This window comes from Nocardioides sp. CCNWLW216 (assembly GCF_037120545.1).
GTDB lineage: Bacteria > Actinomycetota > Actinomycetes > Propionibacteriales > Nocardioidaceae > Nocardioides > Nocardioides lianchengensis.
Map to the genome: position 1 here is coordinate 328,892 of NZ_JBBBBJ010000006.1, position 15,621 is coordinate 344,512.

15 protein-coding genes and 1 tRNA gene are annotated in these 15,621 nt (G+C 72.6%); 5 read left to right on the top strand and 11 right to left on the bottom strand.

Annotation, left to right across the window (positions count from 1 at the left end):
- Positions 1-45 precede the first annotated feature (45 nt).
- The gene (locus V7S47_RS16150; RefSeq protein ID WP_336562525.1) at positions 46-2,148 is read right to left on the bottom strand and encodes a BTAD domain-containing putative transcriptional regulator; all 2,103 of its coding nucleotides are present in this window, start codon (positions 2,146-2,148) and stop codon (positions 46-48) included.
- A gap of 231 nt (positions 2,149-2,379) precedes the next feature.
- Here V7S47_RS16150 and V7S47_RS16155 point away from each other — a divergent pair, with 231 nt between their 5' ends.
- Entirely contained in the window at positions 2,380-2,583 is a 204-nt protein-coding gene (locus tag V7S47_RS16155) for a hypothetical protein (protein ID WP_336562526.1), read from the top strand.
- Positions 2,584-2,593: 10 nt separating this feature from the next.
- Here V7S47_RS16155 and cls read toward each other — a convergent pair whose 3' ends face one another.
- The 7 genes from cls to V7S47_RS16190 form a co-directional block, all read right to left on the bottom strand.
- Positions 2,594-4,093 carry a cardiolipin synthase gene (gene cls / locus V7S47_RS16160; protein WP_336562527.1) on the bottom strand — a complete coding sequence of 500 codons (1,500 nt, stop codon included), beginning with the start codon at positions 4,091-4,093 and terminating at the stop codon, positions 2,594-2,596.
- A gap of 160 nt (positions 4,094-4,253) precedes the next feature.
- Positions 4,254-4,327, bottom strand: a tRNA-Met gene (locus tag V7S47_RS16165).
- A gap of 50 nt (positions 4,328-4,377) precedes the next feature.
- The gene (locus V7S47_RS16170; protein WP_336562528.1) at positions 4,378-7,362 is read right to left on the bottom strand and encodes a UPF0182 family membrane protein; all 2,985 of its coding nucleotides are present in this window, start codon (positions 7,360-7,362) and stop codon (positions 4,378-4,380) included.
- Positions 7,363-7,372: 10 nt separating this feature from the next.
- Positions 7,373-7,942: a PPA1309 family protein gene (locus tag V7S47_RS16175; protein WP_336562529.1), complete on the bottom strand. Its 570-nt coding sequence runs from the start codon at positions 7,940-7,942 to the stop codon at positions 7,373-7,375.
- The gene (locus V7S47_RS16180; RefSeq protein WP_336562530.1) at positions 7,942-8,988 is read right to left on the bottom strand and encodes a YlbL family protein; all 1,047 of its coding nucleotides are present in this window, start codon (positions 8,986-8,988) and stop codon (positions 7,942-7,944) included. The genes V7S47_RS16175 and V7S47_RS16180 overlap by 1 nt, the downstream gene beginning before the upstream one ends.
- Before the next feature lie 45 nt (positions 8,989-9,033).
- A complete protein-coding gene (locus V7S47_RS16185; RefSeq protein WP_336562531.1) occupies positions 9,034-9,261 on the bottom strand; it encodes a hypothetical protein in 228 nt (75 codons plus the stop codon).
- A 35-nt stretch (positions 9,262-9,296) separates the two neighbouring features.
- Positions 9,297-9,725, bottom strand: coding sequence for a molybdenum cofactor biosynthesis protein MoaE (locus V7S47_RS16190; protein ID WP_336562532.1), 429 nt, complete (start codon positions 9,723-9,725; stop codon positions 9,297-9,299).
- A 44-nt stretch (positions 9,726-9,769) separates the two neighbouring features.
- Here V7S47_RS16190 and V7S47_RS16195 point away from each other — a divergent pair, with 44 nt between their 5' ends.
- Positions 9,770-11,101: a zinc-dependent metalloprotease gene (locus V7S47_RS16195; protein WP_336562534.1), complete on the top strand. Its 1,332-nt coding sequence runs from the start codon at positions 9,770-9,772 to the stop codon at positions 11,099-11,101.
- Positions 11,098-11,697, top strand: coding sequence for an NUDIX hydrolase (locus V7S47_RS16200; RefSeq protein WP_336562535.1), 600 nt, complete (start codon positions 11,098-11,100; stop codon positions 11,695-11,697). Before V7S47_RS16195 ends, V7S47_RS16200 begins: the two co-directional genes overlap by 4 nt.
- Here V7S47_RS16200 and V7S47_RS16205 read toward each other — a convergent pair.
- The 3 genes from V7S47_RS16205 to V7S47_RS16215 all read right to left on the bottom strand — a co-directional run bounded on the left by V7S47_RS16205 (position 11,628) and on the right by V7S47_RS16215 (position 14,305).
- A complete protein-coding gene (locus tag V7S47_RS16205; protein WP_336562536.1) occupies positions 11,628-12,161 on the bottom strand; it encodes a M48 metallopeptidase family protein in 534 nt (177 codons plus the stop codon). The genes V7S47_RS16200 and V7S47_RS16205 overlap by 70 nt on opposite strands.
- A 10-nt stretch (positions 12,162-12,171) precedes the next feature.
- Positions 12,172-13,209 carry a PHP domain-containing protein gene (locus V7S47_RS16210; RefSeq protein ID WP_336562537.1) on the bottom strand — a complete coding sequence of 346 codons (1,038 nt, stop codon included), beginning with the start codon at positions 13,207-13,209 and terminating at the stop codon, positions 12,172-12,174.
- A 301-nt stretch (positions 13,210-13,510) separates the two neighbouring features.
- Complete coding sequence (locus V7S47_RS16215; protein ID WP_336562538.1) at positions 13,511-14,305, bottom strand: enoyl-CoA hydratase/isomerase family protein; 795 nt, start codon at positions 14,303-14,305, stop codon at positions 13,511-13,513.
- Between the two features lie 128 nt (positions 14,306-14,433).
- On the opposite strand from V7S47_RS16215, the gene V7S47_RS16220 reads away from it, so the two are divergent.
- Positions 14,434-14,592, top strand: a complete 159-nt coding sequence (locus V7S47_RS16220; protein WP_011754982.1) for a DUF5679 domain-containing protein — start codon at positions 14,434-14,436, stop codon at positions 14,590-14,592.
- A gap of 110 nt (positions 14,593-14,702) precedes the next feature.
- Positions 14,703-15,473, top strand: a complete 771-nt coding sequence (locus V7S47_RS16225) for a hypothetical protein (RefSeq protein ID WP_336562540.1) — start codon at positions 14,703-14,705, stop codon at positions 15,471-15,473.
- Positions 15,474-15,621 lie beyond the last annotated feature (148 nt).

Genomic DNA, 15,621 nt, shown 5'->3' on the forward strand with positions numbered 1-15,621 from the left:
ATCGAGTGGAGCACCACTGTCGGACCCGACCCTTGAAGAAACCTTTCAGTCGCTCCCGGCCAGCTCGTCCCAGGTCGTCACGGGGGCGTCGATCTCCTGCATCCGCAGCGCGTAGGCGCGGTAGTAGCGTCGGGCCTCCCCGTGCCGGCGCTCGCCGAGGAGCAGCCGCACGGTGGCCTGGTAGGTCGGCTCGTCGTACGGGTCCTCGACCAGGAGCCGGGCCAGCCAGGGCAGCGCTCGCTGCGGGTCCTCGCCGCGAACCAGCGCGAAGGCCAGGGCCCGGATCACCTCGTGGCCGACCAGGCTGAGCTGTTCCGCCGCGGTCGCCGCCCAGTCGGCGTAGGTGTCACCGTCGAGCAGCCGGCCGGTGTGCCGCGCCGCGGCCGCCTCGAGGAGCGCGACCGCGTCGGGGCGCCCCGCCCGCGCCGCGTCGAGCGCCTCGCGGGCCGCCTGGCGGAACTCCACCGCGTCGATGCTGACCCGCTCGGTGTCGAGCCGCACGGTCGCCCGGTCGGCGACGACGAAGTGGGAGCTGTCGTGCTCGCGGTCGGGGTCGAGCGCGCTGCGCAGCTGCGAGAGCGCCACCGACAGCCGGCTTCCGGTCCCGGTCTCCCCCGGCCACAGCAGCTCGGCGAGCGCGTCCCGGCTGATCGCCGGGCCGTCGTGGACGGCCAGGATCTTCACGATGTCGCGGGCCTTGCGGGAGGTCCACGCGTTGCCGGGCACGGGCGTCCCGTCACGGTAGACCACGAAGGTGCCGAGCACGTGGACGTGCAGCGCCGCGGTCCGCTCGCGCGGGCGTACGGCGAGCAGCGGGCCGGCGATGCCCCACGCGTCGTCGTGGACGCCGAGGGCCCGCAGCCGCTGGCGAGCGACCTCCTCGCCGAGCAGGCTGCCGGACAGCCGCGCGACGATGACGTCGTTCACCCGTGCGCGGACCGTGTTGCCGATCGACTCCCAGACCGACGCCGCCTCGGCCAGCCGCGGGTCGCGGTGGTCGCCCCCGGCGGCGAGCACGCACAGCTCGAGTGCCTCGGCCAGGCGCACCAGGTCCCGGCGCCGGCCGGCCTCGCGGACCGCGCGCTCGCCGTACGACAGGGCCTGGAGGCGGTCGCCGCCGTGCAGGTGCACCCACCCGGCGGCGACGTACGCCGGCACGTGGCCCATCGCCGCGGGCAGCTCGAGGGTGTCGACCGCGAGCTGGCGGGCGGCCGCCGGGTCGTCGGCGACCCGGCAGACGGCGAGGCCGGCGAGGCTGGGGATCAGGCTCTGGGCGTCGCCCTCCTCCTCGGCGAGCCGGGCCGCCTCCTCGAAGGCCAGCGCGGCCTGGGCCACGTTGCCGCGGGAGCTCTGCAGGGTGCCGAGGAGCTGCCAGGCGTCGGCCATCGGCGACTGCACCGACAGCCAGATCGCCCGGGCGGCCTCGGCCTCCAGCAGCGCCTCGTCGAGTCGGCCGATGCCGTGCAGCGCCTCGGCCATATTGATCCGCAGGAGGGCCTGCATGGAGAGGTGGCCGGTCGCCTCGTTGAGCAGCAGCCCGGTCTGGAGATGCTCGATGGCCTGCGCGTAGCGCGCCTCCTCCAGGTGGCTGGAGGCCAGGTTGTTGTGGACCCGGGCCTGGGTGAGCAGGTCGCCGCTGGCCTCGGCGTACTCGAGGCAGAGGACGTAGGCCTGCGCGTTGGCGTGCCGGTCGCCCTCCATCGCCGTCTGCAGGGCCCGGCTCAGCCACGCGAAGGCGAGCGCGCCCGGATCGCCGGTGGCCTCGGCCAGCGCGAGAGCCTGCTCGGTGTACTTCTCGCACGCCTCGACATCGCCGCGCTTCCACGCGGTGCCGGCCTGGCAGGCGTAGAGGTGGGCGAGCTCGCGGTCGTCGAGATGGTCGGCGTCGGCCTGCTCGTAGAAATGGATGGCCCGGGAGTACATCCCGAGGTGGTGGTGGGTGTAGCCGCAGCGCCAGGCGAACTCGCCGGGGTAGCGGCCGTCGGGCAGCCGGACCCGGTCGGCGAGACCCGCCCAGTCACGCGTCGAGAGGCGCGAGACGGCGGCGGTCGTGTGGGCGACGACGACCTCGACCAGCTCCGGCCCGTCCGCGGCCTCCGCGAGCAGCACCAGCAGGTCGGAGCGCACCTCGGGGCGGAACCCGGCCATGCTCACCCCCCGCGCGACTCGGCGACCTGACAGCAGTAAACCAAGGCTTCGTCGGGCCTGTCCCGGACTTCGGGCTGCCGTCTCAGCCAGTCGTCGCGCGTCAGCGTGGCTCGCTCGGGGTCATGGATCCCTGGTGTCCGGGACCGGCTGTTCCGCGATCGGCTCCCAGCCTCTAACCTTCGGCCCAGACTATGACGCCCGTCACACCGACGAGCGGGCGAGGGGGTCGTCGTGCTGCTCCATCGGATCCGGGCCTGCGTCCCGCCCGTCGTGCGGTTCCTCCGCGACGGCCTCGTGTGCTCCGGGACCGCCTGGACGTGCGTCCCGGCACAGCCGGACGACGGCGCTCCCCCTCCCGCCGCGTGCCGCCCGGACCGCAGGGAGGTACGTCGGGGTCTCGCCGAGATCGAGCGCTACCTGGCCACCCACGCCTGAGGGCCGCCCGCTACTGCAGTGCGGCGGTGAGCCGCATGACGTTGTCGACGTACCGCAGCCGGGCCGGCCGCTGCGACCACTCCTCGCGGGTGAGCTCACGCGAGAGTTCCCGGTAGGCGTCCTCGACCGCACGCAGCCGCGCGACGACCGGCTCGCCCACGAGCATCAGCGAGACCTCGTAGTTCAGGGCGAACGAGCGTAGGTCCATGTTGCTGGACCCGATCACCGCGACGTCGTCGTCGATGGTGAAGTGCTTCGAGTGCAGCACCGCCGGCGCCGGGTAGAGCCAGATCCGCACCCCGGCCTCCAGCAGCGCCCGGTAGTACGACGCCTGCGCGTGACCGACCATGAACTGGTCGGACTGCTCGCTCACGAACAGCTCGATGTCGATCCCCCGTTGGGCGGCGGTCGTGACGGCGTACAGCAGCGACTCGTCGGGGACGAAGTAGGGGCTGGTCAGCGAGATCCGCCGCGTCGCGCCGTAGATGAGCGTGGTGAACAGCCGCAGGTTGTTCTCGGCGACGAAGCCGGGTCCGGACGGCACGACCTGCCCGGGCACGTCGGTGACCGACCCGGCCCGAGGAGCCGGGCCGGCCACCACCGTGATGGCGGGGATCTCGCCGGTCTCGGCGTGCCAGTCCGCCGCGAAGACCGCGTCGAGCTCGGCCACGACCGGTCCCTGCAGCCGCACCATGAGCTCGACCCATGCCCGACCGGCCCGCTGGTGGGCGGGCTTGTGGTAGCTCGGCTCGATCAGGTTCTGCGAGCCGGTGAACCCGACCCGACCGTCGACCACCAGCAGCTTACGGTGGTTGCGCAGGTCGGGACGGCGGAACCGACCCCGCAGCGGGCGGACCGGGAGCATCGCGTGCCAGTCGATCCCGCTGCCCGCCAGGCGGGCGACGAAGTCCCGGTAGCCCGCGATCCGGCGCGAGCCCAGGTGGTCGAACAGCAGGTGGACCGTCACGCCACGCCCGGCCGCCGCGACCAGCGCGTCGAAGACGGGCGCGGTGACGTCGTCCCACGCCGCAATGTAGAACTCGACGTTCACGTAGTCCGTGGCGTCCTCGATCGCGGCCGCCATCTCGGCGATCGACGCCTCGTAGTCGGCGATCACCTCGACGCTGTTGCCCCCCAGCAGCGGGAAGGCCCCGAGCCGGCGGTTGAGCGTCACGACCGACGACAGGTACGCCGGCGCCTCGGCCGGCAGCGCCACGTCCGTCAGGTCGCCGGCCTGCTGGGCGATCGCCGCGGTGACCGACTCCTGCCGCCTGCGGCGACGCTCCTCGAGCTGATTGGACCCGAAGAAGACGAACGCCACCAGCCCCACCCACGGGCTCAGCAGGATCATCAGCAGCCAGGCCATCCCGGTCGACGGCTTCCGGTTGCCCGGGATGATGCCGAGCGCGGCGACCCGGATCCCCAGGCCCGCCAGCGCGATCGCGACCACCACGAGCGTGGCGAGCCAGGATCCGGACGGCAGGTCGAGGCCGAGCACCAGCGGGTTCACGCCGCTCAGTCTCGCCGGACGTCGGCCCCGTGGCGAGCGACCAGCAGAGCGCGGCGGGCCCCGTCGGTACCCACCAGATCCTCGCGCCGACGATCGACATCAGGACCGGAGACGCGACAAGGCCCGATCTGCGTATCTGCAGATCGGGCCTTGTTACTTGTAGCGGGGGCAGGATTTGAACCTGCGACCTCTGGGTTATGAGCCCAGCGAGCTACCGAGCTGCTCCACCCCGCGTCGGTGAACAGAACATTACGACACGGGCCGGAGCGACTCCAAATCGGGGGTCACCCGGCGGGCGTGGCCTCCTCCGACGGGGTCTCCGAGGCGTCGGCCGACGGGGTCGTCGTGGGGTCGACGCCCGAGAGCTCGATGGCGTCGGCGATCAGGTCGTTGGCCTTCTCGACCCCGTCCTGGTAGCCCGCCAGGTCGCCGTCGGCCAGGGCGGCGTTGGCGTCGTCCAGGGCCGCCTGGGCGTCCTGGAGCAGCTGCTCGACGGTCTGCTCGCCCGCACCGGGGTCGGTGCCCCCCTCGTCCGGCGGGGTGCCGGGCGTGGGCTGGTCCGGGACGTCCTCACCGAGGGCATCGCTGATCGCCTCGATCAGGGTCTCGCCGATGCCGACGCGGTCACCGATGGCGACCACGACGTACTGGAGGATCGGGTAGCCACCGGAGGCGCCGAGCCGGGCGGCGTAGATCGGCTGGATGTGCATCAGCCCGCCGGCCACCGGAGCCGTGAGCAGGTTGCCGTAGGAGATCGGCGAGTCGCCGGTCTCGAAGGACCTCAGCCGTTCACGGACGTCGTCGTCGGTGTTGATCTGGGCGGCGATCGTGCCCGGACCGTCGGTGTTCTGGTCCTGCATCTGCAGGACCGTGATCCGCCCGTAGCTGTCCGACGTGGCGTCGGAGTTGACCGTCGCGAACGACGCCAGGTTGTTGCGCCCGAAGGGGACGAAGTTGGACGTCAGTGCCCACTGTTGGCCGCCCGGGAGCTGTGTCCCGTCCTCGGCCTCGACCTCCGGCACGTTCACGTAGAGCCGGTACGGCGGCTGCAGGCTGTTGGTCCCGGGCTTCGGGTCGGTCGGGACCGCCCAGCGGTCGTTGCCCTGGTACCAGTCGCCGGGGTCGGTGACGTGGTAGCGCGCGAACTGGTAGCGCTGCACCTTGAACAGGTCCTCGGGGTAGCGCACGTGCTCGATGAGCTGGTCGGACATCTCCGACCGGTCCTCGACCGTGCCCGGGAAGGCGCTGCGCCAGGCCTTCAGGATCGGGTCGTCCTCGTCCCACGCATAGAGGGTCACGGTGCCGTCGTAGGCGTCGACGGTCGCCTTGACCGCGTTGCGCATGTAGTTGATCTCGTCGGTCGGCAGGGTCTGCAGCCCGGTGTCCTGCTGCAGGGAGTCGTCGGTCATCTCCTCGAACGACTCACGCTGCGACCCCGGGTAGCGGTCGGTGGTGGTGTAGCCGTCGAGGATCCAGACGATCTTGCCGTCGACGATGGCCGGGTAGGCGTCGTCGTCGATGGTCAGCCACGGGGCCACCTTCTCGACGCGCTCGCGCGGGGTCCGGTTGTAGATGACCTCGCTGTTGCCGTTGACGCGGCCCGAGAGCAGGAAGTTCGTCTCGCCGAACTTGATGGCGTACATCAGCTGCCGGAAGGTCGAGCCGATCGGCACGCCGCCGTCGCCGTCGTACGTCGTGGTGCGCTCGTCGTCGTCGTTGGCCCCGGAGAGGCCGAGCTCGACGCTCGTGGAGTCCGCGCTCTCCTTGCCGATCACGGAGTAGTCCGGGCTCTGCTCGCCGAAGTAGATCCGGCTCTCGTAGCCGTCCGGCCCGGCGGCCGTGGTCAGCGCGTCCTGGTCGACGCCCTGGTTGCCCTCGGCCCACTGGATCTCGGTGCCCGCGGAGTTGTCGTCGGTCCCCCGCTGGTTGGCGTAGGCCGCGATGATGCCGCTGCCGTGCGTGTAGACGGTGTGCAGGTTGGACCAGTTCTTGTCGCCGTCGTTGAGGTTCTGCTGGTCGAGCTCACGGGCACCGAGCACCAGGGCGCGCTCCTGGCCGTTCAGCTCGTAGCGGTCGACGTCGAGGACGTCGGCGACGGAGTAGTAGGCACGACCCTGCTGGTTCTGCTCGAAGGTGTCGCGCACCAGCTGCGGGTCGACGAGCGGCACGCTGCTCGTCGCCGTGGCGATCCCGCCGGCCCCGACGTCGGGAGCCGAACCGGAGTACGGCGCCACGACGACGTCGTCGAGGTCGTACGCCGCCCGCGTCGCCTCGATGTTGCGCGCGATGTACTCGGCCTCCTTGTCGGCCTCGGACGGCTTGACCTGGAACTGCTGCATGATCGCGGGCCAGATCATCCCGAGCAGGATGGCCGAGACGGCGAGCAGCGCGATGCCGACCGAGGGCAGCATCCACGTGCGGCGCCAGACGTTGACGAAGAAGAGAATCGCGCAGATCACGGCGATGCCCATCAGGATGTTCTTGGCCGGCAGCACGGCGTTGGCGTCGGTGTACTTGACGCCGTCGATGAGGCTGCCGGACTGGTAGGCCACGTCGAAGCGGTCCAGCCAGTAGTCGAGCGCCTTGACCAGCACGAACAGCCCGACCAGCACCGAGAGCTGGGCCTGGGCCGATCCGGACAGCCGATCGCCCGGGGACTGCAGGCGGATGCCGCCGTACAGGTAGTTGACGACGGCGGAGGCGATCAGCGCGACGACCAGCACGGCCATCGTGTAGTCGACCAGGAAGTGCAGCCACGGCAGGTCGAAGACGAAGAAGCCGATGTCCTTGCCGAACTCCGCGTCCTCCTGACCGAAGTCGGTGCCGTTGCGCCACAGCAGGTAGTTGCGCCACTGGCCGATGCCGGAGGTGCCGGCGAAGACGCCGAGGACCACGGAGATGCCGACCAGCAGCCAGGTGCGGATCGGGGTGACCGCCTCGCGGTAGCGGTCCAGGCCGGTCTGCTCCGGCGAGCTCGGGTGGAACAGCGGCCGGGTACGGAAGGCGACCCACATGGCGGCGCCGACAGCCACGGCCATCACGGTGCCGAAGACCAGGAACAGGACCACCCGGGTCCACAGCAGCGTCGAGAAGACCCCGCCGTACCCGGTGTCGGTGAACCACAGCCGGTCGGTGTAGATCGACGCGAAGGTGGTGAGGCCGAAGAAGGCCAGCACCAGCACGACGGCCGTGATGATCAGGGCACGGGAACGCCCGTTGCGCGGCGGTGGTGCGGTGTCGCGCGGGTCCTGGTCGAACAGCTCGCTCACGGGATCTCTCTCACTGGTTCACCTCGGGGTCGTCGTGCAGGGTGTCCACCAGCAGCGCAAGCAGGCCGGGGACGAGATCGGCGCCGCCGACGACGGACTGGGCGTCGTCGTGGGCGCGAAGTCGGAGGGCGCAGTACGTCGAGCCGGCGCGGGTGGCGCCGGCCACGATCCGCACCTCCTGGCGGTCGGGGTGCTCGCGCGCGAACTCCTCGGCGGCGGCCGGGTCGTCGGGGATCGCCTCGTCGGCACCCGGGGGCAGCACCAGCCGCTCCACCACCGCCGCGCAGCCGCTCACCTCGGGCCCCCAGGCGATCGACTCCAGGACCTGCTCCAGCAGCTGGCCGGGCGTGAGCTGGTCCTGCTCGATCGGGGTGAGGGAGCCCTGCTCGGACGCGGCGTCGAGGCCCATCAGGGAGGCCAGGGCGGGCTCGCGCTGCACGAGCTGGGCGGTGTCGACCAGGGCATAGAGCCGGTTCGGCTGGTCCCAGCCGCCCTCGGCGACGTGGGACTCGATCTCGAGGACCGCCGCGGCGAGCGCGGGGTCGACGTCGAAGTCGCTGGTGTCGGTCAGGGAGGTCATCAGGAGGCCTCGCAGCTCGGCAGGTCGGCGTCGGGGTCGGCGGCCCAGGCCTCGATGGCCAGGCGCGCGTCGTGCATGGTGTCGGCCCGGACCAGGCGCAGGCCCGGGTCGTCGAGCCGGGCCGCCTCGTCGCAGTTGTCGGGTGGGACCAGGAACAGCTCGGCGCCGTCGCCCCGCGCACCGGCGATCTTCTGCTCGATGCCGCCGATCGGGCCGACGCTGCCGTCGGCGGAGATGGTGCCGGTGCCGGCGATGTCGTGCCCGTCGGTGAGCGAGCCGGGGGTCAGCGTGTCGTAGATCGCGAGGGAGAACATCAGGCCCGCGCTCGGGCCCCCGATCGCCGGGTCGATGTTGACCGAGACGTCGAACGGGAAGCGGTAGAGCGGCCCCAGGCTGATGCCGATCTGGCGGGTGCCGTCGACGTTCGTCGGGGTCACCTTCACCTTCTTCTCCGCGCCCGCCCGGAGCACGTCGAAGGTGACCGGCCCGTCGGCACCCTGGACGGCGTCGGTGATCTGCTTGCTGTCGGTGATCCGCACGCCGTCGACCTTCAGCAGCAGGTCGCGGACCTCCAGCCGGCCGTCGGCGGGCGCGCCCTCCTCGACGTACGAGACGCCGATCTCGGGCTCGACCGTCTCCCCCATCTCGGTCAGCGCGACGGCGGTCGCGGTGTCCTGGGAGGTGACCATGTCGACGGCGCCCTCGCGCTCGTCCTGCTCGCGGGTCTGGCCGTCCGGGTGCACGACGTCGTAGGGGTAGACGGCGTCGTCGTCGTCGAGCCAGGTCTGGATCAGCTCCGGGAGCCGCTTGTCGCCCTGCGGGCCCGCCACCGAGACGAAGACGGTCGTCATCCGCAGGTTGCCGTCGTCGCGGTAGACCGGGTGACCCTCGACCGAGATGATCTCCTGGTCGCCGCTCTTGCCGAGCACGTCGACCGTCAGGCCGGGCTCATAGGTCGCGTACGGAAGGGGCACCAGGAGAGCCAGGAGCAGCAGCGCCAGGAGCAGCGGCACGGCCACCAGGGCGGCCACGGTGCGCTGCGTCATGCGGCACAGCCTCTCATCACGCTCCAATCGCGTGAGAGGCGTGGGTCAGGACGCGCGCCTGGAGGGCCGTACGGCGACGCCGGTGCTGCGGTCGCGCTCGGGGGTCGGAGCGGCGTAGCGCTGCGGCCGCTCGTGCTGGAGGGCGCGGGCCAGCCGACGGGCGGCGACGTCGCGATCGACCTCGCCGCGGCCCTCGCGACCGACCCAGCCGACCCAGCACATCGCAGCCGCCGTCACCAGGACGGGCGGCACCAGCCACAGCAGGATCTCCACCCCTCGAGGGTAGGTGTCCGTCGCGTCCTGGCGGGTCAGGGCGCGCCGACCCACTCCTCCGTGCCGTCGCCGAAGACCTGGTGCTTCCAGATCGGCACCTCGGCCTTCAGGGTGTCGATGAGGGCCCGCGAGGCGCGGAACGCCTCGTCGCGGTGGGCGGCGGTGGTCGCGACGACGACCGCGATGTCCCCGATGCTCAAGGAGCCGGTGCGGTGGACGGCCGCCACGCCCTGCACGTCGTGCTCCTCGGCGACGCGGTCGCACACCTCGCGCAGCCGGTCGAGCGCGCTGGGGTGGGCGGTGTAGTCGAGGCCGGTGACGCCCTTGCCGCCGTCGTGGTCGCGGACCCGGCCGACGAACAGGGTCAACCCGCCGGAGGCGTCGTCGTCGAGCGCGGCAAGGACCTCGGACACGTCGAGCGGCGTGTCGCGGATGTCGACGAGACGTACGGCGGGATCGGGCACGCCGCGACCCTAGATCAGTTGCCGCGGCGGCGTACCGTTGAGTCATGACCAACGACCCGTCGGACCGCCCTGACGACGACCAGAACCCGTTCAAGGGCACGCCCTTCGAGCAGTTCTTCAGCGGCGGTGCGGGCGGCCTGGGCGGCATGCTCGGGGGCGCGGCCGGCGGCCCCGGCGGCTTCCCCGACCTCTCCCAGCTCTTCGGCCAGATCCAGCAGCTGATGCAGCCGTACGACGGCCCGCTCAACTGGGGTCTGGCCACCGATCTGGCCCGCAAGCAGGTCGCGACCGAACCGGACCCGACGCCGTCCCAGCGCCAGCGCGACGCGGTGGCCGACGCCGTACGCCTCGCGGACCACTGGCTCGACGCCACCACGGACTTCCCGTCCGGGGTGCAGTCGACCGCCGCCTGGAGCCGGGCCGAGTGGGTCGAGAGCACCCTGGAGGTCTGGAAGGTCCTCGTCGAGCCGATCGCCCAGCAGTCGGTCGACGCCATCGGCGGCGCCCTGCCCGCCGAGGCGCAGGCGCAGGCCGGCCCGATCCTCGGGATCCTCGGCAAGGCGGTCGGCGCGATCCTGGCCACCCAGCTGGGCTCCGGGCTCGGCGGGCTGGCCGGCGAGGTGCTCAGCGTCTCCGACATCGGCCTCCCCCTCGGCCCGGCGGGCCGGGCGGCCCTGCTGCCGACCAACGTCGCGGCGTTCGCGGAGGGCCTCGACGTCTCCGAGGACGACCTCCTCCTCTACCTCGCGCTCCGCGAGGCCGCCCACCAACGGCTCTTCGCCCACGTCCCGTGGCTGCGCGAGCACGTCATCGGCGCCGTCACCGACTACGCCCGCGGCATCCAGGTCAACGCCGAGGGCATGCAGGCGCGGATGGAGGAGCAGCTGCGCGGCATCGACCCGACCAACCCGGAGGCCATGCAGTCGCTGCTCGAGGGCGGCATGTTCGACCTGCCGAAGACGCCCGCCCAGGAGGCCGCGCTGCAGCGCCTCGAGGTCGTGCTCGCGCTCGTCGAGGGCTGGGTCGACGAGGTCGTCGGTCAGGCCACCGTCGAGCGGATGCCCTCTGCGTCGAAGCTGCAGGAGGCGTTCCGCCGCCGCCGGGCCGCCGGCGGCCCCGCCGAGGAGACCTTCTCGACGCTGGTCGGGCTGGAGCTGCGGCCCCGCCGTCTGCGCGACGCCTCCACCCTGTGGGGCTCGCTGCGCACCCGGCAGGGCGTCGAGGCCCGCGACGGCGTCTGGATGCACCCCGACCTGCTGCCCACGCCGGCCGACCTCGACGACCCGCTGGGCTTCCGCGAGGACGCCACCGCCCCCGAGAGCCTCAGCGACGACGACTTCGACGCCGAGCTGAAGAAGATGCTCGACGGCGAGTGACCGCCCCGCTCCACGCCGACGCGCTCGCCCTCCTGGAGTCCTGGTCCCCGCCGTCGGCGGCCCAGGCCACGTTCCGGGACCGGTACGTCGAGCACCTGCGCGCCCACCCGGACGGGCTGTCCCGCGAGTGCCGCCCGGACCACGTCACCGCGAGCACGGTCGTCCTCGACGCCGACCGGACCCACGTGCTGCTGACCCTGCATGCGAAGGCCCGCCGCTGGTTCCAGCTCGGCGGGCACTGCGAGCCGGGTGACCGGACCCTCGGCGGGGCCGCGCTGCGGGAGGCGACCGAGGAGTCCGGGATCACCGGGCTGCGGCTGCTCGCCGTACCCGTCCACCTCGACGAGCACGTCGTCCCGTTCTGCGGTCCGACCGCCGACGTGCACCACCTCGACGTCCGCTTCGTCGCGCTCGCGCCGGCCGGCGCCGGGCATGCCGTCAGCGAGGAGTCGCTCGACGTCCGCTGGTGGCCGGTGGACGCGCTGCCCGACCCCGACCTGGACGAGCTCGTCGCCCACGCGCTCGCTCAGTCGACCTCGTCGGACTCCCCCGGCGGCGGCTCGACCTGGGCCGCGGCCGACCAGCCCAGCAGGTAGCCCTTGGCCCGCTCGGCCTGCGGGTAGCGGTTCACCCAGCTCCAGAACCGCTCGTCGTGGGCCGGCTCGATGAGGTGGGCGAGCTCGTGGACGACGACGTAGTCGAGGACCCAGGCGGGCATGCCCTGCAGCCGGCTGGAGAGTCGGATCGAGCGGTCGCCCGGGCTGCAGGAGCCCCACCGGGCCTGCTGGTTGTCCACCCACCGCACCGACTCGGGGACCGCCAGGCCGCCGAGGTAGTCGTCGCTCAGCGTCCGGGCCCGCTGGAGCAGCTCGTCGTCGGTGGGCGTGCGCCGCTGCTCCGAGCGCTCCAGGCGGGCGACCATCGTGGCCACCCAGTCCCGCTCCTCGGCACGGGTCAGCGAGGCGGGGATGAGCACCACGACCTTCTCGCCGTCGCGGTAGGCGGACACGGTACGGCGACGCCGCTTCGAGCGGCGTACCTCCACCTGTGGGGCGCCCATGCCGGGGAACCTACTTGCTCGCCCACCCCAACAGGCGCTCTTTCGGCCAGGTGTTGACGATCCGGTCCGGCTCGATGCCCGCCTCCTCGGCCCGCTCCGCGCCGTACACGAGGAAGTCGAGCTGGCCGGGGGCGTGCGCGTCGGTGTCGATCGAGAACAGGCAGCCGACGTCGCGGGCCAGGTGCAGGAGCTTCGTCGGCGGGTCGCGGCGCTCGGGTCGCGAGTTGATCTCGACCGCGACGTCGTGCTCGACGCACGCCTCGAAGACGGCGCCGGCGTCGAAGTCCGACGGCGGGCGGGTGCCACGACCACCGGTGACCAGCCGGCCCGTGCAGTGACCGAGCACGTTCATCAGCGGGTGCTCGATCGCCGCGAGCATCCGCCTGGTCATCGTCGCCCGGTCCGAGCGGAGCTTGGAGTGGACGCTGGCGACCCGGACGTCGAGCCGGGCCAGCAGCTCGTCGGTCTGGTCGAGCGTGCCGTCCTCGTTGATGTCGACCTCGATGCCCTTCAGCAGGGTGAACCCGCCGCCGGCCAGGTGGTCGTTGACCGCGTCGACCACGTCGAGCTGGCGGGCCAGCCGCTCGGCGCTGAGCCCGCGCGCCACCTTCAGCCGCGGCGAGTGGTCGGTGAGCACCTGGTACTCGTGGCCCAGCTCCATCGCGGTGAAGGCCATCTCCTCGATCGGCGAGCCGCCGTCGGACCAGTCGGAGTGGGAGTGCAGGTCGCCCTTGAGCAGGGCGCGGAGGTCGTGACCGCCCGTGGTCAGCGGCCCCCCGTGCTCGCGCTCGGCCTTGGCCAATCGCTCGGGCATCCGGCCCGCGACCGCGTCGGCGATCACCTTCGCCGAGCTGGCGCCCACGCCGGGCAGGTCGGTGAGCGTCCCCTCGGCCGCGGCCCGTCGTACGTCGTCGTCGGAGAGCGGCAGCAGCGCCGCCGCGGCCCCGCGAAAGGCCTTCACCTTGTAGGTGTCCTCGCGACCGCGCTCGAGCAGGAAGGCGATCCGGCGCAGGGCGCCGACCGGGCCCCCGTCGTACGACTCGGTCACTGTCTTTCCTCCACAGGTGGTGGACCGGCGTTCTGGCTGGTCAGGGAAGGGTACGCCGCTGGAACGCGATTGTTTTCCACAGGCTCCTCCCAGCCCCGACCCGCTTCCTCCACGGGTATGACCTCTCGTCCACACCGTTGTCCACAACCTTGTCCACAGGGTTGTCCGGTCCGGCGTTGACCACCCGGGGGCCGGTCCCTAGCGTTGCGCAGCAGATGGCCCCCGGGCCACCGAGGGGCACTCGCAAGGGGAAGGCGAGTGCCGCGAGGTGGACCGGGGGTCTCTGTCGTCCGCAGGTGCCTCAGCGCCCGGTGAAGACCGGGGGCCGCTTCTCCCGGCTGGCCCGGATCCCCTCCTGCAGGTCCGCGGTGGCCAGGGTGATCGGCTGGGCCATCGCCTCCCACTGGAGGCCGCTCTCCAGGTCGCGGTGCCCCCCGTCGGCGAGGGCCAGCTTGGTGAGCCGGCTCGCCACGGGCGCGGTCGCGGCGATGCCGGCCGCGGTCTCCAGGACCTCGTCGAGGAAGGTCTCCGGCTCGTGCACCCGCGAGACCAGCCCGAGCCGCAGGGCCTCGTCGGCGTCGACGACGCGACCGGTCAGCAGCAGGTCCCGGGCGTGCGCCTCCCCCACCACCTCCGGCAGCAGGTACGTCGCCGCCATCCCGGGGTGCATCCCCAGCCGGACGAAGGGCGCCCCGAGCTTGGCCCCGCGGGCGGCGTAGCGCAGGTCGCAGGCCAGGGCCGCGCAGAGCCCGGCCCCGATGGCCGGACCGTTGACCGCGGCGATGGTCGGCACCTCGAGCCGTCGTACCGACAGCCAGGCCCGGTAGAAGGCGATCATCCGGGTCCGCAGCTCGTCGACCGTCGCATCCGGCTCGCTGGCGATCCAGCTGGTGTCGCCGCCGGAGCAGAACGCGGTGCCGGCCCCCGTGACGACGACGGCCCGCAGCGAGCGGTCGGCCGCGAGCTCGTCGATCGCGGCGACCCAGGAGGACGTCATCTCCGCCGACATCGCGTTGCGCTGGTCGGGGTTGTCCAGGGTGAGCAGGGCGACGCCCTCGGAGGGGCGGTCCAGGCGGAGGTGCGGGAGGTCGGTCATCCCCGGAGAGTAGGCGTAACGCGGGGCCGCGTGCCGTGAGCGGATTCACGTCCGGGTGCCGTAGGGTCGACTCGGCCCGACGGCCCACGTCGTGTCGACCACGTGAGACGAGAAGCAAGGAGGCCGTCATGGCGGAGACCTGGAGCGGCGAGTTCTACTGCGTGAAGTGCAAGGAGAAGCGCGAGGCCGAGGGCGAGGTCAAGGTCAACGACAAGGGCACCCGCATGGCCAAGGCCGTGTGTCCCGTCTGCGGCACCAACCTCAACCGCATCCTCGGCAAGGCGTGACCGCACTCCCCTGCTGAGCCCTCGACGGCGGCGTCCCCGGTGGGGACGCCGCCGTCGTGGTCTGTGGAGGACGCCGTCGGCCGACCCCACGACCGTGTGAGGCTGGCGGCATGCTCCCCGCCCGGCCCGTCCTGCACCCCGGCGTCCCCGTCGTCCGGCGCGACGACCGGCACCTCCAGGTCGGCATCGACCCACCGCGCTGCGTCGTGCTGCCGGACGAGCCGGAGGTCCGCCGGGTCCTGGACCGGCTCCGCTCGGGCGACGCGCCGGCCCCGGAGACCGAGGCCGGCGCCCGAGCCCTCGACCGGCTGGTCCGGGCCGGGCTGCTCGACGACCTCGACGCCCGCGAGCGCGGTCGCGCGGCCCGGGCCACGGTCTCCGTCGGGATCGACGGACCGTCCGACCTCGACCGGATCGTCGCCGAGCGGCTGCGCGACGTCGACCTCGCGGTCGCCGCGGACCCCGACCACGCGTCGGTGGTCCTGGTGCTCCGCGACGGACCGGTCCCGCGACGGCAGCTCGACCGCTGTGTCCGCGACGGCACGCCGCACCTCGTGGTGGCCGCCGAGGCGGGCGCGATGACCGTGGGTCCGTTCGTCGAGCCGGGCCGCACCGCCTGCCAGCGATGCGTCGACGCCCACGTCGGTCAGGCCGACCCGCGCCGCGCGCTGCTCCTCGAGCAGGCCCGGGTCTCGGTGCCGCGCGAGCCGGCGCTGCACGCGGTCGCCCTGGCCTGGGCGGTGTCCGACCTGCTCACCTGGGCCGAAGGTCGGGTCCCGTCGACCTGGTCGGCCACGGTCCGGCTCGACGCGGGCCTCGACCTACGACGCACGCCCTGGACGCGGCACCCCGGCTGCGGCTGCGCCTGGGATGTGCTCTAGGCCCGTCATCGAACGGCTACGAGAGGCCAGCGGGTGTCGCGGGTTCGGTGATCGAGTGCCCGTGAGGGACGAGCGGGTGTCGCGGGTTCGGTGATCGAGTGCCCGTGAGGGACGAGCGGGTGTCGCGGGTTCGGTGATCGAGTGCCCG